Here is a 21,224-nt window from a genome sequence, read left to right on the forward strand (position 1 = left end):
TTCCTTAGTCCTTCTTCAAGTGTTTTTCAAGTAAAGCATAGCGTTCGTTTTCAATACGCTCAACTTCAGCAGCTGGAACATAGTAATCAACATTCTTAGTGAATGAGCTTACGATCAAGCTAACAACAGCCGAAACGAATGAAACAACAACGAGCCACCAAATATGCCAGATGAGTGCAAAGCCAAGAAGCGTAATGAACATTGCAATGACAAAACCAGCAGCACGATCAGTCGGCATGTGGATGTCTTCATATTTAGTGTTACGTGCGTATGCTACACCGTTTTCTTTGTCAGTCCAGAAACGGTCGATACCGCTTGCATCTGGTTCATGCGCAAAGTTATAGAACGGAGCAGGAGAAGAGGTTGCCCACTCAAGCGTACGAGCATCCCATGGATCGCCTGTAAGGTCCATGTTGTCTTTACGTTGTAAGAAACCAACGATGATTTGCATTAGGAAACATGCAATACCAATTGCAACAAGAACAGCACCAAATAATGCAATTGCGAGGTACGGATCCCACTCAGGGTTGTCATATGTATTCAAACGACGAGTCATACCCATGAAACCAAGGATATAAAGTGGCATGAATGCAAAATAGAAACCGAAGAACCAGAACCAGAACGCAGCTTTACCCCATGCTTCATTGAGCTTCCAACCAAACATTTTTGGCCAGTAGTAAATGATGCCGGCAAACATACCAAACACCACACCACCGATAATTACGTTATGGAAGTGAGCAATCAAGAATAATGAGTTGTGTACCAAGAAGTCCGCAGGTGGAACAGCCATAAGTACACCAGTTAAACCACCGATACCGAATGTTACAAGGAAGCCAAGCGTCCATAACATTGGAGTAGTAAAGGTGATGCGACCTTTATACATGGTGAATAACCAAGAGAAGATTTTCACACCAGTAGGAATCGCAATAACCATGGTCATGATACCGAAGAACGCGTTAACGTTCGCACCAGCACCCATGGTGAAGAAGTGGTGAAGCCATACAACGAACGCAAGAACAGTAATCGCGATAGTTGCATACACCATAGACTTGTAACCGAACAACGCTTTACGAGAGAAGGTTGCAACGATTTCTGAGTATAGACCAAATGCTGGTAATACCAAGATATATACTTCAGGGTGACCCCATGTCCAGATCAAGTTCACATAAAGCATTGGGCTACCGCCAAGCTCATTTGTGAAGAAATGGAAGCCGAAGTAACGGTCAAGAGTAAGCATTGCAAGAGTACCTGTTAATACAGGGAACGATGCAATGATTAATACAGCCGTACAAAGTGAAGTCCACGTGAAAATAGGCATGTCCATTAATTTCATGCCAGGTGCACGCATTTTAATGATGGTAACGAAGAAGTTAACACCAGATAAAAGCGTACCTAGACCAGAAACCTGAAGTGCCCAGATATAGTAGTCAACACCTACACCAGGAGAATATTGAATGCCAGATAGAGGAGGGTAAGCCATCCAACCAGTCGCAGCAAATTCACCTAATACAAGTGAAAGCATCATTAAACCAGCAGCACCAGCGAATAACCAGAAGCTTAAAGAGTTTAATAATGGGAAAGCAACGTCGCGAGCACCAATCTGTAAAGGTACAGAGATGTTCATCATACCTACAACGAGACCCATTGCTACGAAGAAGATCATGATTACACCGTGTGCGGTGAAGATCTGGTCGTAATGGTCAGGATGTAGATAACCTTCGCCGCCACCTTTAGCGAGGAAAAGTTGTAAGCGCATCATGATCGCATCAGCGAAACCACGCAGAAGCATGACAACAGATACGATGATATACATGATACCAATCTTTTTGTGGTCTACCGTAATAAACCACTCATTCCACAAATATCCCCATTTTTTAAAATAGGTGATACCGCCAAGCACTGCAATTGCACCAATTGCCATAAGGACCATGGTGACAAGTACGATTGGCTCTGTCGGGATAGAGTCCCAACCCAGTTTACCAAAAATCATATCCATGTCTTATTCCCCTTGAGCAGCGTGTTCAGCTGCAGCATGAGTGTCAGCTGTTGCGTGTTCAGCAGAGTGGTCAACACCATGATAGTTACTCATATAGTGGTTGATAATTGTTTCAAACAATTTTGGTTCAACTGAAGAGTAATAAGTCACAGGGTGTGGCTTAGTCGGGAACGGTTTCATAGCTTCAGCTTTAGCAAGCGCTTCTTGATCACCAGCAGCTTTAGCACGATTTACTAAATGCTCAATCTGATGCTTAGAACGGTCACCATCACGTAAGGTTGCCAATTCAGCTTGGTCAAGCGTAGTTTTTTGAACTGCTTCTGGGTTAATGGTTGAACCATTACCTGCTTTAACCGCTGCTACCCATTCATTGAATTGTTGCTCTGTAACGCTATGCGCCTTGAAACGCATTTGAGAGAAACCGTAACCTGAGTAGTTAGAAGAGAAACCACGATATACACCAGTTTCATTTGCTAACAAATGAAGGTGAGTTTGCATACCTGCCATTGCATAAATCTGGCCGCCTAACTGTGGAATGAAGAATGAGTTCATTGTAAAGTTAGAAGTGATTTTAAAGCTTAACGGAGTTTTTTCAGGGAAACGTACTTCGTTAACTGTTGCAATGTTTTGTTCAGGATAAATAAAGATCCACTTAAACTGTTCAGCAACAACTTGAATAGTCAAAGGTGCTTTATCTGATTCTAAAGGACGGTATGGGTCATACTTGTGGGAACCCCACCAAGTTAACCAAGCTAAAATACCAATAATAATGACAGGGATACCCCATACTACAACTTCAATTGCAGTTGAGTGTGCCCATGTAGGTTTATAGTCTGCATCTTTATTTGACGCGCGATATTTCCAACCAAACCATAATGCCATGATGATTGAAGGAATCACCACAAGTAACATTAAATAGATCGCAGTCATCATAAGGTCACTTTGACCTTGACCAACTGGACCTTTAGAGTTTAGAAGTACCATATCACCACCACACCCAGTCAAAAGTGCGGCAAGCGTTGATAAAGACAATACAGCTAAAATCGTTTGTCTCATTTTACAACCTCGGTGAAGAGTCCCATTCCCTAATTAAATATGGGATAGCGATTAAAGTGTCGCATGATTGAGAACGCTAATTCTAAAATTTAGACTTCTCAATTATATGACACCGCTACGTTGTAGGGCATTATGCCTCATATCGACAAACTAAGCTATACATAAAGTAGGCTGAAATAATTGTTTTAAAACCCGATTTTTTTTGTAGGGTATCTAATTTCAAAAGAGCTTTTATTTAAATATCAACTCTCTATAGAAAAAAGGAGGCGGGGTGCCTCCTCTTTTTTTAGACATTAAATGAATGAGTCATTCACTATCATTTGATCACTTTTGTTCTTGCAATTTTGTCATGTAAAGCTTGTCGCTTTTGTCCTAATGCAAAAGCGTAGTCAATAATTGTACTGATCGGCATAAACAGTAAGTTTAATATAATAAAAACAATACTTCTTAATAAGAAGATACGAGTTAAATTAACCTTGCTATTATCCTCAGCATCTACAATTTTAATTCCAACGATTTTCTTACCTATACTTTGCCCAAACTTTGTTAAAAGGATGGCTTGAATTGCAAGCATAATTACGACGTAAACAAGCATTGAATGCCAAGCTTCTATCGGAATTAAAGTAAAAAGTTGCTGTTGCAATTCTGCAGCCTTAGTTGATGCAACTTCTGCAGATTGCATTTGTTTTTGCAATTCGAATAATTGCTTATATTGAGCTTCATTAAAGAAAAAAGAAGGAATTGCAGCGATTGGTAACCATAGCAATAAATCAATAATTTTCGCTAAAGCCCGAGCTGGGATAGACGCAAGTTCATGAACTTTAGGTTCTACACGAATTTGACGAATAGTTTCATTAGGTGAAGTATTCGTGTTTATTGGAGGTACAGAATAACCAATAGGTTGATATACAAGTTTACCTTGGGTTAATTCTCCTAAAGCTTTCCATTCTGTCATGCCTTCATGCCAAGCTAAATCAGTTAACAAAATTTGTTGGCTTGCCAACATTTGATTTACTTGTTCTAAAGTATAAGGCCCAGCTTGTTGATTATTACGTGCCAAGTAAATTTGCATAAATAAAAATTCTCTATTCTAAAGATGAAAAAAGACCCACGGATGGGCCTTTTTTTATAACTTATTAGATTTGCTTGATTTTTTCTTCAGCAAGGAAGAACCATGTATCTAAAACTGAGTCTGGGTTAAGAGACACAGATTCAATACCTTGTTCCATTAACCATTTTGCAAGATCTGGATGGTCTGAAGGACCCTGACCACAGATACCTACGTATTTACCTGCTTTACGGCAGGCATGGATTGCCATTGAAAGAAGTGCTTTAACCGCTGCGTCACGTTCATCAAATAAATGTGAAACAATACCTGAGTCACGGTCAAGACCTAATGTTAACTGAGTTAAGTCATTAGAACCGATAGAGAAGCCATCGAAGTGTTCAAGGAATTGTTCAGCTAACAAGGCATTAGTTGGTAATTCACACATCATGATTACTTTTAAGCCATTCTCGCCACGTTTCAAGCCATTTTGTGCAAGTAATTCAATAACGCGTTTTGCTTCAGATACTGTGCGTACAAAAGGAATCATGATTTGAATGTTGGTAAGACCCATTTCATCACGAACTTTCTTAAGTGCACGGCATTCTAATTCGAAACAATCACGGAAGTTATCAGATACATAACGGCTAGCACCACGGAAACCGAGCATCGGGTTTTCTTCTTCAGGCTCGTATAACTTACCGCCAATTAAGTTTGCATATTCATTTGACTTGAAGTCAGACATACGAACGATCACTGGCTTGTCACCAAATGCAGCAGCAAGAGTTGCAATACCTTCAACCAATTTTTCAACATAGAAGTCTACAGGTGATGCATAACCTGCGGTACGCGTTAGAACCGCAGCGCGAGTTTCACGAGGTAGGCTGTCAATGTTGAGTAAGGCTTTAGGATGCACACCGATCATACGGTTAATAATGAACTCAAGACGAGCAAGACCAATACCTTCGTTTGGAATTTGAGCAAAGTCAAATGCACGGTCAGGGTTACCTACGTTCATCATAATTTTGAACGAAAGTTTAGGCATAGATTCAATGGAGTTGCGTTGAACTTCGAAATCTAATGCACCTTCGTAAATGAAACCTGTATCCCCTTCAGCACAAGAAACAGTTACTTCTTGACCGTCAGTTAATACTTCTGTTGCGTTACCGCAACCAACAATAGCTGGTACACCAAGTTCACGTGCAATAATTGCTGCGTGACATGTACGACCACCACGGTTAGTGATAATTGCAGCAGCACGTTTCATTACCGGTTCCCAGTCAGGATCGGTCATGTCAGATACAAGAACGTCACCTTCTTGAACTTTGTCCATTTCTTTAATTGAGTTAACAATACGGACTTTACCAGAACCAATACGTTGACCAATTGAACGGCCTTCACAAAGAACAGTACCTCTTTGTTTGAGAAGGTAGCGTTCCATAGTGCCTACATTTTGGCGGCTTTTTACAGTTTCAGGACGAGCTTGAACAATATAAATTTGACCATCATCACCGTCTTTTGCCCATTCGATGTCCATTGGCGCACCGTAATGTTGTTCGATGATAAGTGCTTGTTTTGCAAGCTCTTGTAGTTCGTGGTCATTTAAAGCGAATTGTTGGCGCTCTTGTTTTTCAACGTCAACAACAACAACAGATTTACCCGCAGAACCTTCTTCACCATAAATCATTTTTTGGTGTTTAGAACCAAGATTGCGGCGTAAAACAGAATGTTTACCAGCATTTAATAATGGCTTAGATAAGTAAAACTCATCAGGGTTAACAGCACCTTGTACAACCATTTCACCTAAACCGTAAGATGCTGTGATAAATACAACATCACGGAAACCAGATTCTGTATCAAGTGTAAACATTACACCCGCAGCGCCAGTTTCAGAACGAACCATACGTTGTACACCAGCAGACAATGCCACAACGTCATGATCGAAGCCTTGGTGTACACGGTAAGAAATTGCACGGTCATTATATAAAGAAGCAAATACTTCTTTGATCGCAATAAGTACGTTATCAATACCGCGAATATTCAAGAAAGTTTCTTGTTGACCCGCGAAAGATGCATCTGGTAAATCTTCAGCAGTTGCAGATGAACGAACGGCAACCGCTATATCAGGATTGCCGTTAGAAAGTGCTGTAAAAGCGGCGCGAATTTCTTGTTCTAAGGTTGCAGTGAGTGGAGTCTCTACAATCCATTGACGAATTTTAGCGCCTGTTTCTGCAAGAGCATTTACGTCATCAACGTTGAGTTGAGCAAGTTCTGCTTGAATTCGAGCGTTAAGACCACTTTGGTCTAAGAACTCACGATAGGCAGCAGCAGTAGTTGCAAAGCCACCAGGTACCGATACACCAGCATTTGATAAATGGCTGATCATTTCACCCAAAGATGAGTTTTTCCCACCTACGAGTTCGACATCGTGTTTCCCTAATTTTTCTAGACCGATTACGCGCGCTTCCAAAGTTTTCACTCCACTTTTGCAGTATTAATGTCTATCTTGGCATGAAATTATAAAAATAAAGTGCTTAGTTGAGAATTATACTAAGCGACAGTCATGTAAGATCAGTTTACTATAAAGATTATATAGCACTAAGACAAATGTTTAAGGAGAATTTTAATGTCAGAAAGTAAACAGTTTAAGCGGAGTGTTTTTTTTATTTCTGATGGAACTGCAATTACTGCCGAGACCCTTGGACATTCGTTATTAGCTCAATTTCCCAATGTAGATTTTGATATCCATATCATGCCATATATTACCACTGAAGAGGCGGCAATGGATGTGGTGGTTGAGATTAATCGATGTCAAACCAAAGATGGTTGTCTCCCTTTAGTATTTGATACTTTAGTCGATCCGCATGTACGAGAGATTATTAATACGGCTAAAGCGGTGAATCTGGATGTATTTGAAGGCTTAATTAGTAAACTTGAGCAGGAGCTTGGGACACCACCAACAACATTGGTCGGGCAGACCCATGCGGTAACCGATTCTGAATACTATAAAGCCCGTATTGATGCTGTTCATTTTGCGCTTGATAATGATGATGGGGCACGTACTCGTCATTACGATAAAGCGGATTTAATCTTAATTGGAGTTTCCCGCTCGGGTAAAACGCCGACTTCTATTTACTTATCTCTTCAATTCGGGATTCGTGTTGCAAACTATCCATTAACTGAAGAAGATTTGGACGATAACCGTTTACCAGCAGTATTAAGAGCTCATCGTAGTAAGCTATTTGGTTTAATGATTGATGCTGAGCGTTTAGTTGCGATTCGTAGTGAACGTAAAGCGAATAGCCGTTATGCAAGTTTTAGTCAATGCCAAATGGAGCTTAGAGCAATTGAAGGGATTTATATTTCAGAAGGCATTAAATATTTAAACGTGACCGAAATGTCAATTGAAGAGATTTCAACACGTATTTTACAAATGACAGGATTAAAACGTCGTATTGGTTAATTTAATCAAGTATTTATTTTAACCATTCAATTTTTTATATTAACTTATAGATAAATTGAATGGTTTTTAATATATATCATAGTGAAAAATAAAAGTTTTATATATAAAACTAAATATTATTAAATAGTTTTTATTAGTTATAAACCCGTAGTTTTTTTGAAACTAATTTGTAAATTTAAATAATACTATTGAAAAGAAGTGTATGTTTTTTATTGCACTAAAAAATAGTAATTATTTAATTTTTCTAAATATTTTTAAAAATCATCCATAAAAAATCCATAATTCACAAAATGTTAAATGAATCACACTTTTATTGTGTTGTGTGATTAACTTTTGATTTTAATTATACTTTCCCACCTCGATATGGGACTATCCGATTATCAAAATGCTAAAAAAATGTGTTTTTTCATTGGTATATATCTTGCCACTTAATTTATATGCCGCTCAAGTGGATGAATTGCGAGAGCAAGCTATTCACACTTACAAAACTGGACAAACCCAACAAGCAATATTGCAACTAGAACAATTGCTAAATAAGTACCCGCATGACCAAAGATTGCTAGCCGATTATTTAGTTGTAATGTCAAGTGAGAAAAAAGATCTAATGACTTTTTCTCAGCATTTAGCAAACATTAATTATGTGACTTTTCCAGAATATGGGCAATTTCCATTAATACGTAATTTCCGTGATTTTAAACACTTTAAAAATGCGATTGAATGGTCAACCAAATTTAATATTCAAAAAACGCCTGATGGGCAGATTTTGTTAGCAGTTTTATATGCCGAGGCTCAAGATACTGTAAATGCAAAACTACACTTAAAAAATATTAAAAGTAAAAAACTTACAGCAGATCAACTTGTTCAAGTTGCCTATGCGTATCGACTCATTAATTCACCCGTAGATGCTTTATCTGCAATTGAGCAAGCTTATCAGCAACAACCAAAGTCTTTTGCAGTTTTGCAAGAATATACTTACGACTTAGCCGCTGTAGGCGCCTATAAAAAAGCTCAGCAGTTATTGCTTGCCAGCGATAAAAATGTACAAACTGAATCGCTTCAGCATTGGTTAAAGGTCAGTGAGTTTTCTCAACGAGTAAATAATTCAATTACTCGCTATAAATATCTCAATCGAGAAGGTTTATCGGATAGTGAAGGTTTTGCAGAGTTAGATGAGGTATTGAAGCAAGGTGAACAAATACAGCCTTTGATTCAATCTTTAGACCCTAATTATTTAAGATTTCATTATGACTATTTGTATGCTTTGGACTTTCGTGGGCGTAGCCGTACAGTATTAGATGAGTTTGCTAAATTAAATATGCCTTTAGAAAAACTCCCGGCTTATGTGCGTCATGCGATTGCTGATAGTTATTTAGCTGAAAGAAAACCGCAGCAAGCTGAATTTGCTTTTAAAACCCTGCTTACCGAAAAAAACTACTCAGATATGACGGTATATACGGGGCTTTATTACTCTTATATTGAACAAGAAAAATATAAACAAGCTGAACAACTTTTGAGTGACGTTGATCGGTTGATTCCTACGTATAAATATAGTCAAGCGAAAGGCGTAGATAAATCAAGCCATCCTGATCGTGATGATTATATTGCTTTACAAGGTATGCATTTAGCTTATGCAAACCATTTGGATCAATCAGAAAAGCACTTTCAGAAACAAGTAGATCTTGCACCTGCTAATGAAGGTTTAATTAATAACCTTGCTCGTGTTGAACGCTGGAGAGATAAGCCATTACAGGCGAAGCAAACAATTGATCGTTTAAATGGCTTAACACCAGTTGCTAAAGATACGCGTATTAACCAAATGCAAAATGCTCAGGCTTTAGGGAATATTCCTGAGTGGCGCAAAAGCACAGAAAGCCTTTTGCAATATTATCCTGAAGATAGCGGGGTAGTTAAAAGTCGAAAAGAGTTGGATGATCGTGATAGAGCAACGATCTCGCACTCAACAACTTGGGGCCAAAGTAAAGCAGAGAACAGTGATTCTGTGAGTGGGCAAAATGGTTTGAAAGACCGTGAAATGGAAACTCGTATTAATAGCCCGTGGATTAAAGATAATTATCGTCTATTTGCTTGGCATCAAGATCGTTACGGAGAATACCGTTTTGGAGATGTGCATGACCAACGTTATGGGGTTGGCGCTGAGTGGCAAGCAAACCGTAAGGCATTGTCGGCAATCTTGTCGCAAAGTACGGATGGTGGACAAGCAGGTGTTCGTCTTGATTGGTCGCAATGGTTAAACGACCACTGGCAATATCAATTGCAATATGACAGCCAAGCTAATATTCCATTACAGGCAATTGATGATGGTGAGGATGGACAAGCTTACCGTGCTGCTCTGACATGGCAAAAAGATGAGTCACGTCAAATTGGGGCAAGTTATGGCTTAACCGATATAAGTGACGGTAATAAACAACAAGAGTTTTCTACTTTTTGGCGCGAGCGATTATTTGATGCACCTCATCATATTACCTACGGAACGGTGCGTGGGTTTTATGGCAGCAATAGCCAAGATCAGACCGCTTACTTTAGCCCAAGCAATCATTACAGCGCTGAGCTGAATTTAAGTCATGACTGGGTTACTTGGCGAGAATATGAACGCTCATTTAAACAGCATTTTGAAGCTGGAGTAGGGCTTTATAAACAAGCAGATTACTCAGCTCGACCAACATACTCTTTGCAATATCAACATCAATGGCAGCTCTCACGGACTTGGCAACTTAATTATGGAATTGGTTGGCAATACCATCCATACGATGGTCATGATGAACAACATACCTACGGTATTTTCGGATTTGAAGGGCGTTTTTAATGAATAATATGATGTCAAAAATGTTGAGTTGTGTGTTTGCCTCAACATTATTACCCGTACAATTTTCCTATGCCCACGTTGAAACTGAACTACCAAAAAATCATACGGTTTCTTTAACTTTTCATGATGTCCGAGATGACGTACTTAAGGAAGGTGATCGTGATGTTTATGCAATTCAGACCAATAATCTGGCGCAGTTTCTTGATTGGCTCAGTCAGTCTGACTGGAAACCAATTCGCTTAAAAGACATTGAAGAGGCGCGTAAACAAGGTAAAGAATTACCTCATAACTCTATTCTACTCACCTTCGATGATGGTGCTTTGAGTAGTTACAGCCGAGTATTTCCTTTACTTAAGCAATATCAGATTCCAGCAGTTTTTGCTCTTCCAACCAGTTGGTTAAATGGTAATACTCAAGCAGGTTATGAAGCTTATGGGCAAGGTAATTTGGTGAACTGGGCTCAAGTTCGTGAAATGCAAGCCTCTGGTTTAGCAGAGTTTGCAAGCCATAGCGATGATTTACATCATGGCGTATTGGCCAATCCTCAAGGCAATGAGCAACCGGCTGCAACTTCTTATGCCTATTTAAAATCGCAATCACGTTATGAAACAGATGCAGAATATCAACAACGTATTTTGCAGGATTTAAAAAAATCTTATGCAGTTTTAAAAAAAGAAATAGGTGTTAATCCTAAAGCAATTATTTGGCCATATGGCGCGGTAAATGAGCAATTAGAAAAACTAGCACAACGGGCAGGTTTTCAATTTTCGTTCAGTCTGGGGCGTGATGGCATGAATCGCGTAAGTGACTCAACTTTTAACCGCAGCTTGGTCATTAATAATCCTACGGCCGAACAACTGACAGAAGGCATGATAAATATTCTGAATTTCGAAGAGTCAGATTTATTTAAGCAACCTCGTCACTTTGTAAGTATGGATTTAAAGGAGTTGGCAGCTCAACAAAATGCTCAGACCGATGAAAAATTAGGGCAGTTGTTATCAAAATTATATAGCTTAAAAAACAATGCTTTAATCTTAAAGCCTTTAGAGGATAAAGATGGGGATGGGCAATATGATGTTGCTTATTTCCCTACAAATAAAATGTCTGTCCAACAAGATATTTTAAACCGTAGTTTATGGCAGGCTCAAACTCGTGCGGGTCAATCGGTAATATTAGAATTACCAGCTTATCCGCAAAAAGATAAACCATTTTTAACTGTAGATTTGGCTAAGGATATAGCACGCTTTAACAGTAATTTAAGTGGTATTCAACTTAATGCGGAAACATCTTTAAATTGCGCAATGCAAAAAATCACAGTTCAGGAAAATAGTTGCATTGAACAATCTAAACAGCTCGCACAACTTGCCCAGCTGACTAAAAAAGCAGTTAAACCTTATTTAAATATGAGTAATCAGGCACAGTTTAGTTTATTGCTTACACCTGATTTAGATCATATCGAAAATCTACCTGAGCTTATAAAAACGCTTTTATTGCAACATGATTTAGTCAATTTAAAGTTCGATGTGATTGGCAAGAAAAAGCAATTTAATCAGTTGTTAATGCTTTTAAATACACTTGATGAAAATGATAAGCAAAGATTAATGCTGACTTTAGCGTTACCAGAAAAATCGCAAAAAACTGCTTGGACTGAAGTGCAGCAAGCCCTCTTTGCTATTCAGCGGATAGGCATTCAGAAATTTGGTATTGATGGCTATGATTTTGAAAAATCAAAAGATGTTCATCAATATTTATATAATCCGATTAGTTTGAATGCTAGCCCTGTGATGTATCAGCCTTTTGCTGGATTGGTAGAGGGGAAAAAGTAATGAGAGTATTGCTCGATATTCTGTTTGCTTTTGCCTTTTTATATCCCTTACTGATGGCATGGACATGGATGGTAGGCGGACTCTGGTTCTTCTTTAAAAGAGAATACCGTGAACAAGCGCTTCCTGAACCTACAGGCGAAGGATGCAGTATCATCATTCCGTGTTTTAACGAAGAAGCGCAAGTACGCCAAACAATTCGTTATGCGCTACAAACCCAATATCCAAATTTTGAAGTCATTGCTGTTAATGACGGAAGTAGTGACAGAACAGCTGAAATACTTGATGAATTGTCAGCGCAAGATTCACGACTTCGGGTTGTACACTTAGCAGAAAATCAGGGTAAGGCCGTAGCTTTAAGATCAGGAGTATTGGTGAGTAAATACGAATATCTTGTTTGTATTGACGGCGATGCGTTATTACATCCGCATGCGGTACTTTGGTTAATGCAGCCCTTTATTAATTACCCGCGAATTGGCGCCGTAACGGGTAATCCAAGAATTTTAAACCGATCTAGTATTTTAGGAAAATTACAGGTAGGTGAATTTTCTTCGATTATTGGTTTGATTAAACGTGCACAGCGTACATATGGTCGTATTTTTACAGTATCGGGTGTGATTGCAGCATTTCGTAAAACAGCACTGGTTCGAGTGGGATTTTGGTCAGACGATAAAATTACCGAAGATATTGATATTTCATGGAAGCTACAGCTCGACCATTGGGATATTCAGTATATTCCGCAAGCGCTTTGCTATATCTATATGCCTGAGACATTTAAAGGGTTATGGAAACAACGTCTTCGCTGGGCACAAGGTGGGGTAGAGGTTCTTATAGAATATATTCCACAAATGTTCAAACTGCGTGTTCGCAGAATGTGGCCTGTCATGATTGAGGCGCTAGTCAGCATTATCTGGTCTTATGTCATGATTATGATCTTCACGCTATTTTTTGTGGGATTATTTGTTGAACTGTCTCAACAATGGCAAATCAAAACGCTTATGCCACAGTGGTACGGTGTAATACTCGGCGGAACATGTTTAATTCAGTTTTTAGTGAGTTTGTGGATTGACCAGCGCTATGACCGAGGACGCTTCTTTAGAAATTACTTTTGGGTCATTTGGTATCCGTTATTTTTCTGGTTACTGACATTATTTACAAGTGTTGTGGCGGTACCAAAAACTTTATTTAATACTAAAAAACGTGCTCGCTGGGTAAGTCCAGACCGAGGCTTCCGTGGAGATAACCCATGAAACCTGAGGAAAATAAGAATATCGAAGCGCTAGATATTCCTGAATATATTGACCAGCCAGAATATGTCAAAAATAAAACGGCAAACTATACATTACAAACAGTGGGTTGGTTCTGTTTAATGTGGTTGCTATTTCCGTTGGTTTCATTGTTTTTATGGGTGTTTGAAGGGCACTTAATTTATGACTACGTCTGGGTTGACCATATATCAGAAGTTAAGACCTTACTACACTTAGCATTGCTCATCGGGATTAGTGCGCTCATTTTAATTTTGTGGGCGAGCTATAACTGGATTAGATTTAGTGGCGAAGATCGACGAGCTAAGGCACCTAATAGTTCAGTTGAATTACTAGCCGCCCAATTTTTGGTTACGCCTGAGATGTTAACTGAGTTGCAAAAAAAACAACGCATCATTTTGCATTACGATGATCATGGTAATTTGCAAAAATATGAGTAAATAAAAAAAGCATGGTTTAAAAACCATGCTTTTTTTATTTTTATGTGGTGGTTCTAATAATGATATCAATGGGGTGTTCTATACCGTCCATACTATGAATAGAAGTAGGGGTAATCTTAACAATGGGCCAAGTTTGTAATTTACAGTTAGGTTTTTGAAGTGCAGCATAATAGCTATCAGATTTAAAAAACACTTTTTTGGTGGTTGCAATATTGGGGGTTAAAAGGCGTTTAAGCCACGTTTCACTCACTTGCGTGTCAAGAAAACGTAAGGCCAAAAGACTTTTTACTCGATTGTTAAATAATCTCCGGTTTTTGATAATGAGTGGATGGGTAATTAACTTATTTGTGCCCATTTGACTGTGGGGCAAAATAAAGTGTGGTGTGATTTGAAATACAGTCACAAATTTTGCTTGCTGACAGATTTTTTCAAGATGCGTCACGCTATCTTGATTAGTACCAATAATTGCGACAGTTGAATGTGAAAAGTCAAATTCTTTAATTGAACTTGATGAAATCACTTGTCCAGTAAAACCTTCAAAATCTTGAGAAGTATTCTGAAAAATTACTGATTTTGAAGTGTTATTTTTAATATTAATACTCATTTTTCCAAAAGTCCTTTTGGTTTTTAAATCATGATGTTTTTATCGTTTTAATATAAATAACCAAGCAGGAAGTTGGGGTAAAGTCTTTTCAGATAGATGGTCGTCCCATACTCAAAATCAATTCAAGTATGGGAATGTGAAACGGAGTTTTAATGTTCTGTTTTTACATTCATGAGCTGGGTAAAGCTTTCTAAACGTTTAGCTGTATCGTATACATCACATGTAAAAATAAACTCATCAACATCGTATGTTGCTAAAAGCTTTTGTAAACCAGTGCGAACTGTATCTACAGAACCAATTTGCGCCATTGCATAGAAGTTTTCGACAGACAGTTGTTCTGCTGTATTCCATAATCCCTGCATTGATTCAACCGGTGGTTTAAGCTTTAAGCTTTCTCCTCGGATTAAACCTAGTACGCGTTGGTATGCGCTGGTTGCTAAATATTGTGCTTCTTCATCTGTGTCTGCCACAACAACAGGCACACCCATTGAAACATATGGTTTATCTAGGTATTCAGAGGGCTCAAAGTTCTCTCGATAGAGTTGAATCGCTTGGCCCAACATACGTGGTGCGAAATGCGAGGCAAATGAGTACGGAAGCCCAAGTTTTGCCGCAAGTTGTGCACTAAAAAGGCTAGATCCCAGTAACCAAACAGGAACATGTGTGCTTTGTCCAGGTGTTGCAATAATTTTTTGACCTGCCTGAGGTACATCGAAATATTTTAAAATTTCGACAACCTCTCTTGGAAATTGATCTTCTGTTTCTTGATGACCACGACGTAGAGCTCGCATTGTGAGTTGGTCTGTACCAGGAGCACGACCTAAACCAAGTTCAATACGATTTGGATAAAGTGTAGCAAGTGTCCCAAATTGTTCTGCAACAACGAGAGGGGCATGATTAGGGAGCATAATTCCGCCCGAACCTAAACGAATATACTGTGTATGTGCTGCAATGAAACCGAGCAAGACGGCTGTAGCTGAACTTGCGATACCATCCATGTTGTGATGCTCTGCAAGCCAGAAACGTTCATAACCCAGCTTTTCTGCATGTTGTGCTAATTCTAGGGCGTGGCGTAATGAAAATTCGATAGTTTTATCATTACGAATGGGAGCAAGTTCCAAAATTGAAAACTTGGTATCTTGAAGTGATCGCATGCGATATTCTCGAATAAGGATATATCGAAATACTACGATATATGAAGTTCGATGTATATCGTTTTTTTTCGATATTAATTTTTATCATGCAATAAAAAAGCACCCGAAGGTGCTATTTTGACTCATATATAAATTAACGGTTTTTATACCAGCCACGGTGTAAGCCATTGTCATGGCGACGGCTACCACCTTTATAATAACGACGGTCACCATCGTAATATCTACGGTCATCACGATCATAACGACCACGGTCATAACGGTCATCGTAATTACGGTCTTCAGCTACTTTACGACCGAGTGCCGAACCACCAGCTGCACCTACTGCTGCACCGATGTAGCCACCATTTGTACCGCCCATATTTTTACCAACGGTATAACCAGCACCACCACCTAATGCACCGCCAATCGCAGCTTCTGTACGATTGCGACGGTCACTCGCTGCAGCTGCACCACCAGCTCCACCTAAAGCAGCACCAATTGTCGCTCCAGATGTACCACCAATGCTTTTACCAATCGCTGTACCAACTACACTACCTAAAGCAGATGTTGCAGCAACACGCGTACCATTATCTGCATGTGCAACTGTTACCATAGAAGACGTTGCAAGTACTGCACTAGCTAACCAAATATTCATTTTCATCTTGGAACTCCATGTCCTTTTTACTGAAAGGACAGTATTTTTATCTTGAGGTAAATGTAATAAAAAATTTCGTGATAATTATGGAGAAGCCAAACGGAGATACGAGTGTTTTGTGTCGGTTTGTATGGTTTGTATTAATATGTGGATAAATCATGTGCATACAAAAGGGTAGCGTGAAAATCTATCAAAAATAAAAAAGCACCCGAAGGTGCTTAAATGTCTATTCATCAACTTTTTTGCTTAGTGATGACGACGGTGTTTTTTCTTCCAGTGCTTAGATGATCTATCAGCATCACGGTCTTTAGAGATTTTATTACCTAAAGCAGAACCGCCTGCCGCGCCTAAAGCAGCACCGATGTAACCACCGTTTGTACCGCCCATGCTTTTACCAACGGTATAACCAGCACCACCGCCTAAACCACCGCCAATTGCAGATTCTGTACGGTGACGACGATCACTTGCAACAGCTGCACCACCAGCACCACCTAAAGCAGCACCAATTGTTGCGCCAGATGTACCGCCCATACTTTTACCAATTGCAGTACCAGCGACACTACCTAGAGCAGAAGCAGCTGCTACATGTGTTGTATTGTCAGCATGCGCTACAGTAACCATAGAAGTTGCTAAAACAGCGCTACATAACCAAGCATTTAATTTCATTTTCTACTCCGTGTCCTTAACTGCAGGACCCCTAATCTTTTGTTACGGCAAATGTAACAAAACACTTCTCCTAAAATATGGAGAACCATCTTTTGAGTATTGCAGTTTAGTGTCTGGTTTGTATGTTTTCTATTAAAATAGAGTATTTAATGCTCATATAGAAAAAGTAATTCTCATTTAACATTCTTAAGTTTATTTACGGTCAGTTGAACACAAGAAGTCAATGAAAGCTCGTGTGGCGGAAGACATATGCTTATGTTGTGCATATAGTAAAGAGAAAGGGCGTGTGTGACCTGCATATGGCTCAAGTAAAGGCTGTAGCGTTCCTTGTTGAATTTTTTCATTAACGATAAAGTCGTAACTCTGGCATATCCCTAGTCCATTTTCAGCAAGAGACACGACTCCTAAAATATCTTCTTTTACTAAAATCCGATTTGTTGGTATCCACTGAATTTCCTGATCTATATCTTTAAGAAACCATGGAGTGACCTTACCATTACTTGGTAACTCAAAGGCTATACATTGATGATGATTTAATTCTTCTAGCGTTTTTGGAATACCCATACGTTTTAAATAAGTGGGTGAGGCAACAAGTTTTAAAGGGGCCTGCTCTAAAGGTCGAGCTACAAAAGAGCTATTTGGAAGATGTCCTTGACGAATAGCTAAATCAAATCCTTCAGCAATTAAATCAACGTTTCGATTAGAAATACTGATTTCAATTTGAATGTCCGGATATTGCAAAAGAAATTTTTCTAATAAGGGAGGTAACCGATAATGCCCATAAGTTGTAGGAACACTTAATTTAATCTTTCCAGAAATTTGTAGTTGTTCACCTTGAATCACACGTTCTGCATGGTCAATTAACTGAAAAGCATGTTGCATTTTTTCATAATAAAGTTGACCAGCTTCGGTCAGGCTTAAATGGCGGGTCGTTCGTCTAAAAAACTGAATCCCTAGTTTTTTCTCTAGCCGTGTAATTGTTCTACTAATAACCGAGGGTGTGGTGGACAAATAAATCGCCGCTACGCTAATAGAAAGCTTCTCGGCCACAATTAAAAACACTTCAACATCGGCAAGATGGTCAAATTGACGAGACATTTTGTCCTCAAACGCAAAAAATATTTGTAAATAGAGTTGTTTTTCTACCTCATCAGCAAAAATAGAATATATCCATCCCAGTTATAAATCCAGTAAATGCTTGGAATGAAGGTCGAATAATGAAGATGTTAAATCAAATCATATTTGCAATGATTACCGCTTCAGCAGCGTTAAGTGCAAATGCAGCTCATGTATTGGTTGTGTTGTCTGATAAAGCCCAATTAGAGCTAAAGAATAATCAGGTTTTTAAAACAGGTTTTTATCTTAATGAATTGATGCAGCCTACAAAAATGCTTTTAGATGCAGGTCACACAGTAACTTTTGCGACCCCTCATGGGAAAGCTCCGACTTTAGATGAGTCATCAAATAGTGCAATGTATTTTAACCAAGATGAAAAAGCGTTAAAGCAATATGCAGGTTTATTGCATAATCTAAAGTTAACCTCTCCTCAAGATTCTCCAGTTTTGAGTTTGTCTCGTATCGAGCAAATTGGGTTTGATAAGTTTGATGCGATTTATATTCCGGGTGGACATGCGCCCATGCAAGACTTATTAAAAGATAAACAGCTTGGCAAAGTTCTTACGGCTTTTCATAAAGCTGGAAAACCTACCGCATTGGTTTGCCATGGTCCTATCGCTTTAATGTCAACTTTGCCTAATGCCTCGGAAGTAGTTAGCCAACTAGAACAAGGTAAAACAGTCAAAACTGGTGAATGGATTTATAAAAATTATCGAATGACGGTGATCAGCAATCAAGAAGAAGAGCAAGCAAAAGCTTTGTTAAAAGGTGGTGAAATGAAGTTCTATCCGCAAACGGCTCTACAGTCTATAGGAGGTAAATATCAAAGTAATACAACTGCGTGGACTCCAAACGTGGTGGTAGATCGTGAGCTTATTACTGGACAAAATCCAGCCTCGGCTGTTCTTGTCGGTAAAACTTTGTTAGGGAAATTAAAATAAGATAACCGTGATAGAGAGGCTTTAGAAATAAAGCCTCTCTTGTCATAGGCGCTTTAAAAAGCTGATTTATTATTCTTAATAAAAAGCAAAATTCTAGATTACTCGATAAATCTCATCTGAAATCATTGTATTGATATACCGCTACTGACTATGAAAGTTGATGAATTGGCTGATTATATATGTCATTTAAGCGCCATAATCTGTAAACTATGCGCTATTTTTACGATTTTGCTTATCTTCTATACTTACATAGCGTTCGATAAGCTTTTTGGACTTTTGAGATATTTCCTCTTATGAAAGCGTCACTCCGTTTACGACTTGATCAACTCTGTGATCGACATGAAGAACTTACTGCATTGCTTGCAGATGCTGAAGTGATCTCCGATAACAAACGTTTCCGTAAATTGTCTCGCGAACATAGTGATTTATCTGAAATTACCGAAGTTTGGGGCAAATACCGTCAAGCAGAAGAAGATATTGAAACTGCTGAAATGATGAAGTCTGATCCTGACTTTAAAGATATGGCAGAAGAAGAAATTCAAGCAAATAAAGATTTGCTTGTAGAGTTAGAAAGCCAGCTCAATATTTTGATGATTCCAAAAGATCCAAATGACTCTAATGCAGCTTATTTAGAAATTCGCGCCGGAACAGGTGGTGATGAGGCTGCAATTTTCTCTGGTGACTTATTCCGCATGTACAGTAAATATGCCGAGACACAAAATTGGCGTATTGAAGTACTTTCTGAAAATGAAGGTGAGCATGGTGGCTTTAAAGAAGTCATTTGTCGTGTAGATGGTGATGGCGTTTATGGCCGCTTAAAATTTGAAAGTGGTGCGCATCGTGTGCAACGCGTTCCAGCGACTGAATCACAAGGCCGTGTTCATACTTCAGCTTGTACAGTTGCGATTCTGCCTGAAATTGATGTTGATACAAATGTCGAAATTAATCCGGCAGATTTACGTATTGATACTTACCGTGCATCTGGTGCAGGTGGTCAGCACATTAACAAAACCGATTCGGCGGTACGTATTACCCACCTTCCAACAGGTACAGTAGTTGAGTGTCAAGAAGAACGTTCACAGCATAAAAACAAAGCAAAAGCGATGGCTCTTTTGGTATCGCGTTTAGAAAATGCGAAACGTGCAGCGGCTGATGCTGCAACTTCAGAAATGCGCCGTGATTTAGTAGGTTCTGGTGACCGTTCTGAACGTATCCGTACGTATAACTACCCGCAAGGTCGTATGACTGACCACCGTATTAACCTAACTTTATATAAGTTAGACGCGATTATGGAAGGTGATTTAACTGAATTGCTTGATAGCTTACACCGTGAATATCAGGCAGATCAGTTAGCGATGCTTGCACAGGAAAATGGCGGCTAATGAATATTGCTCAAGCGCTTACAATTCGTGGTGAGCCTGACAGTTATGAACGACAAGAAAATGCTTGGTTACTTGAGCATTTTCTAAAAATCAATTCGCTTGAATTAAAGTTTAGACTTGAGCAAGAGCTAACAGCCCAACAAGAGCAAGACTACTTGGCTGGTCTTGAACGTATTCAAAATGGTGAGCCTTTAGCTTACGTGACTGGTTCACAACCTTTTTGGACGCTCGATTTAAAAGTAACGTCAGATACTTTAGTACCACGACCAGATACTGAAGTTTTAGTTGAAACCGTTTTAAATCTGAATTTGCCAAAGAATGCAAATATTGTGGATTTGGGAACAGGAACAGGTGCAATTGCACTTGCGTTAGCGAGTGAACGTCCAGATTGGCAAGTCACGGCAACGGATATTTATGCACCTACTTTAGAAGTCGCAAAAGAAAACGCACAAGCACATGATTTGCAACATGTGAAATTTGCTCTTGGAGCTTGGTTTGAAGCGCTGGAACCACAAAAGTTTGATTTAATTGTTTCTAATCCGCCTTACATTGACCCTGAAGATGAGCACATGCAAGCTTTGGAAACAGAACCACGCCGTGCATTAGTTGCAGATCGTCAGGGGTTGGCTGATATTGAAATTATTATTTCTCAAGGGAAAAACTGGTTAAAACCGCAAGGCTGGATTGCACTAGAGCATGGTTATGATCAGGGGCAAGCTGTTCGAACTATATTTGCTGAGTATGGTTTTAGTCAGATTAAAACCATTCAAGACTATGGCCAAAATGATCGAGTCACTTTGGCATGCTGGATTTAA

Annotated in this window: 17 protein-coding genes; 8 read left to right on the plus strand and 9 right to left on the minus strand. The window is 39.0% G+C overall.

Going from position 1 to position 21,224, the window contains the following annotated elements; all coding sequences use genetic code 11:
* Positions 1–4: 4 nt before the first annotated feature.
* From cyoB to ppsA, 4 genes are all read right to left on the minus strand, one after another.
* Positions 5–1,996 carry a cytochrome o ubiquinol oxidase subunit I gene (gene cyoB, locus POD11_RS03525; RefSeq protein ID WP_224991331.1) on the minus strand — a complete coding sequence of 664 codons (1,992 nt, stop codon included), beginning with the start codon at positions 1,994–1,996 and terminating at the stop codon, positions 5–7.
* A gap of 3 nt (positions 1,997–1,999) precedes the next feature.
* Positions 2,000–3,052: a ubiquinol oxidase subunit II gene (gene cyoA, locus POD11_RS03530; protein WP_016140564.1), complete on the minus strand. Its 1,053-nt coding sequence runs from the start codon at positions 3,050–3,052 to the stop codon at positions 2,000–2,002.
* A 316-nt stretch (positions 3,053–3,368) separates the two neighbouring features.
* Entirely contained in the window at positions 3,369–4,124 is a 756-nt protein-coding gene (locus POD11_RS03535; protein WP_016140565.1) for an RDD family protein, read from the minus strand.
* A gap of 64 nt (positions 4,125–4,188) precedes the next feature.
* Entirely contained in the window at positions 4,189–6,576 is a 2,388-nt protein-coding gene (gene ppsA / locus POD11_RS03540; RefSeq protein ID WP_224991330.1) for a phosphoenolpyruvate synthase, read from the minus strand.
* Between the two features lie 147 nt (positions 6,577–6,723).
* Between ppsA and ppsR the strand changes: the two genes are divergently transcribed.
* The 5 genes from ppsR to pgaD all read left to right on the plus strand — a co-directional run bounded on the left by ppsR (position 6,724) and on the right by pgaD (position 13,912).
* Positions 6,724–7,560 (plus strand): posphoenolpyruvate synthetase regulatory kinase/phosphorylase PpsR, encoded by an 837-nt coding sequence (ppsR, locus tag POD11_RS03545; protein WP_002119749.1) that lies wholly within the window; start codon positions 6,724–6,726, stop codon positions 7,558–7,560.
* 385 nt (positions 7,561–7,945) lie between these two features.
* Positions 7,946–10,384 (plus strand): poly-beta-1,6 N-acetyl-D-glucosamine export porin PgaA, encoded by a 2,439-nt coding sequence (gene pgaA / locus POD11_RS03550; RefSeq protein ID WP_262456369.1) that lies wholly within the window; start codon positions 7,946–7,948, stop codon positions 10,382–10,384.
* Positions 10,384–12,210 (plus strand): poly-beta-1,6-N-acetyl-D-glucosamine N-deacetylase PgaB, encoded by a 1,827-nt coding sequence (pgaB, locus tag POD11_RS03555; protein ID WP_262456370.1) that lies wholly within the window; start codon positions 10,384–10,386, stop codon positions 12,208–12,210. Before pgaA ends, pgaB begins: the two co-directional genes overlap by 1 nt.
* Positions 12,210–13,457: a poly-beta-1,6-N-acetyl-D-glucosamine synthase gene (gene pgaC, locus POD11_RS03560; protein WP_262456371.1), complete on the plus strand. Its 1,248-nt coding sequence runs from the start codon at positions 12,210–12,212 to the stop codon at positions 13,455–13,457. The genes pgaB and pgaC overlap by 1 nt, the downstream gene beginning before the upstream one ends.
* The gene (gene pgaD / locus POD11_RS03565) at positions 13,454–13,912 is read left to right on the plus strand and encodes a poly-beta-1,6-N-acetyl-D-glucosamine biosynthesis protein PgaD (RefSeq protein ID WP_239976528.1); all 459 of its coding nucleotides are present in this window, start codon (positions 13,454–13,456) and stop codon (positions 13,910–13,912) included. The genes pgaC and pgaD overlap by 4 nt, the downstream gene beginning before the upstream one ends.
* Positions 13,913–13,952: 40 nt before the next feature.
* Here the strand turns inward: pgaD and POD11_RS03570 are convergent, their stop codons facing one another.
* The 5 genes from POD11_RS03570 to POD11_RS03590 form a co-directional block, all read right to left on the minus strand.
* A complete protein-coding gene (locus POD11_RS03570; RefSeq protein WP_262456372.1) occupies positions 13,953–14,516 on the minus strand; it encodes a flavoprotein in 564 nt (187 codons plus the stop codon).
* 149 nt (positions 14,517–14,665) lie between these two features.
* The gene (locus POD11_RS03575; RefSeq protein ID WP_262456374.1) at positions 14,666–15,670 is read right to left on the minus strand and encodes an LLM class flavin-dependent oxidoreductase; all 1,005 of its coding nucleotides are present in this window, start codon (positions 15,668–15,670) and stop codon (positions 14,666–14,668) included.
* A gap of 133 nt (positions 15,671–15,803) precedes the next feature.
* On the minus strand, positions 15,804–16,310 hold the full coding sequence (locus POD11_RS03580; protein ID WP_016140573.1) for a hypothetical protein: 507 nt from the start codon (positions 16,308–16,310) through the stop codon (positions 15,804–15,806).
* Between the two features lie 240 nt (positions 16,311–16,550).
* Entirely contained in the window at positions 16,551–16,970 is a 420-nt protein-coding gene (locus POD11_RS03585) for a glycine zipper domain-containing protein (RefSeq protein WP_016140574.1), read from the minus strand.
* A gap of 192 nt (positions 16,971–17,162) precedes the next feature.
* A complete protein-coding gene (locus POD11_RS03590; RefSeq protein WP_262456375.1) occupies positions 17,163–18,068 on the minus strand; it encodes a LysR family transcriptional regulator in 906 nt (301 codons plus the stop codon).
* A 119-nt stretch (positions 18,069–18,187) separates the two neighbouring features.
* Here POD11_RS03590 and POD11_RS03595 point away from each other — a divergent pair, with 119 nt between their 5' ends.
* The 3 genes from POD11_RS03595 to prmC all read left to right on the plus strand — a co-directional run bounded on the left by POD11_RS03595 (position 18,188) and on the right by prmC (position 21,224).
* Complete coding sequence (locus tag POD11_RS03595) at positions 18,188–19,027, plus strand: type 1 glutamine amidotransferase domain-containing protein (RefSeq protein WP_262456376.1); 840 nt, start codon at positions 18,188–18,190, stop codon at positions 19,025–19,027.
* A gap of 293 nt (positions 19,028–19,320) precedes the next feature.
* Positions 19,321–20,409: a peptide chain release factor 1 gene (gene prfA / locus POD11_RS03600; RefSeq protein ID WP_262456377.1), complete on the plus strand. Its 1,089-nt coding sequence runs from the start codon at positions 19,321–19,323 to the stop codon at positions 20,407–20,409.
* Positions 20,409–21,224 (plus strand): peptide chain release factor N(5)-glutamine methyltransferase, encoded by an 816-nt coding sequence (prmC, locus tag POD11_RS03605; RefSeq protein ID WP_262456379.1) that lies wholly within the window; start codon positions 20,409–20,411, stop codon positions 21,222–21,224. Before prfA ends, prmC begins: the two co-directional genes overlap by 1 nt.

Source organism: Acinetobacter sp. P1(2023) (assembly GCF_028367635.1).
In the GTDB taxonomy this organism is placed as follows: Bacteria; Pseudomonadota; Gammaproteobacteria; order Pseudomonadales; family Moraxellaceae; genus Acinetobacter; species Acinetobacter pittii_E.

Bases quoted from the DNA above. Each gene is read 5' to 3' on its own strand.
- ppsR (WP_002119749.1), top strand. From the start codon at position 6,724: ATGTCAGAAAGTAAACAGTTTAAGCGGAGTGTTTTTTTTATTTCTGAT.
- POD11_RS03535 (WP_016140565.1), bottom strand. From the start codon at position 4,124: ATGCAAATTTACTTGGCACGTAATAATCAACAAGCTGGGCCTTATACT.
- POD11_RS03595 (WP_262456376.1), top strand. From the start codon at position 18,188: ATGAAGATGTTAAATCAAATCATATTTGCAATGATTACCGCTTCAGCA.
- cyoA (WP_016140564.1), bottom strand. From the start codon at position 3,052: ATGAGACAAACGATTTTAGCTGTATTGTCTTTATCAACGCTTGCCGCA.
- pgaD (WP_239976528.1), top strand. From the start codon at position 13,454: ATGAAACCTGAGGAAAATAAGAATATCGAAGCGCTAGATATTCCTGAA.
- POD11_RS03585 (WP_016140574.1), bottom strand. From the start codon at position 16,970: ATGAAATTAAATGCTTGGTTATGTAGCGCTGTTTTAGCAACTTCTATG.
- POD11_RS03575 (WP_262456374.1), bottom strand. From the start codon at position 15,670: ATGCGATCACTTCAAGATACCAAGTTTTCAATTTTGGAACTTGCTCCC.
- pgaC (WP_262456371.1), top strand. From the start codon at position 12,210: ATGAGAGTATTGCTCGATATTCTGTTTGCTTTTGCCTTTTTATATCCC.
- POD11_RS03570 (WP_262456372.1), bottom strand. From the start codon at position 14,516: ATGAGTATTAATATTAAAAATAACACTTCAAAATCAGTAATTTTTCAG.
- pgaA (WP_262456369.1), top strand. From the start codon at position 7,946: ATGCTAAAAAAATGTGTTTTTTCATTGGTATATATCTTGCCACTTAAT.
- POD11_RS03590 (WP_262456375.1), bottom strand. From the start codon at position 18,068: ATGTCTCGTCAATTTGACCATCTTGCCGATGTTGAAGTGTTTTTAATT.
- prfA (WP_262456377.1), top strand. From the start codon at position 19,321: ATGAAAGCGTCACTCCGTTTACGACTTGATCAACTCTGTGATCGACAT.
- pgaB (WP_262456370.1), top strand. From the start codon at position 10,384: ATGAATAATATGATGTCAAAAATGTTGAGTTGTGTGTTTGCCTCAACA.
- POD11_RS03580 (WP_016140573.1), bottom strand. From the start codon at position 16,310: ATGAAAATGAATATTTGGTTAGCTAGTGCAGTACTTGCAACGTCTTCT.
- prmC (WP_262456379.1), top strand. From the start codon at position 20,409: ATGAATATTGCTCAAGCGCTTACAATTCGTGGTGAGCCTGACAGTTAT.
- cyoB (WP_224991331.1), bottom strand. From the start codon at position 1,996: ATGGATATGATTTTTGGTAAACTGGGTTGGGACTCTATCCCGACAGAG.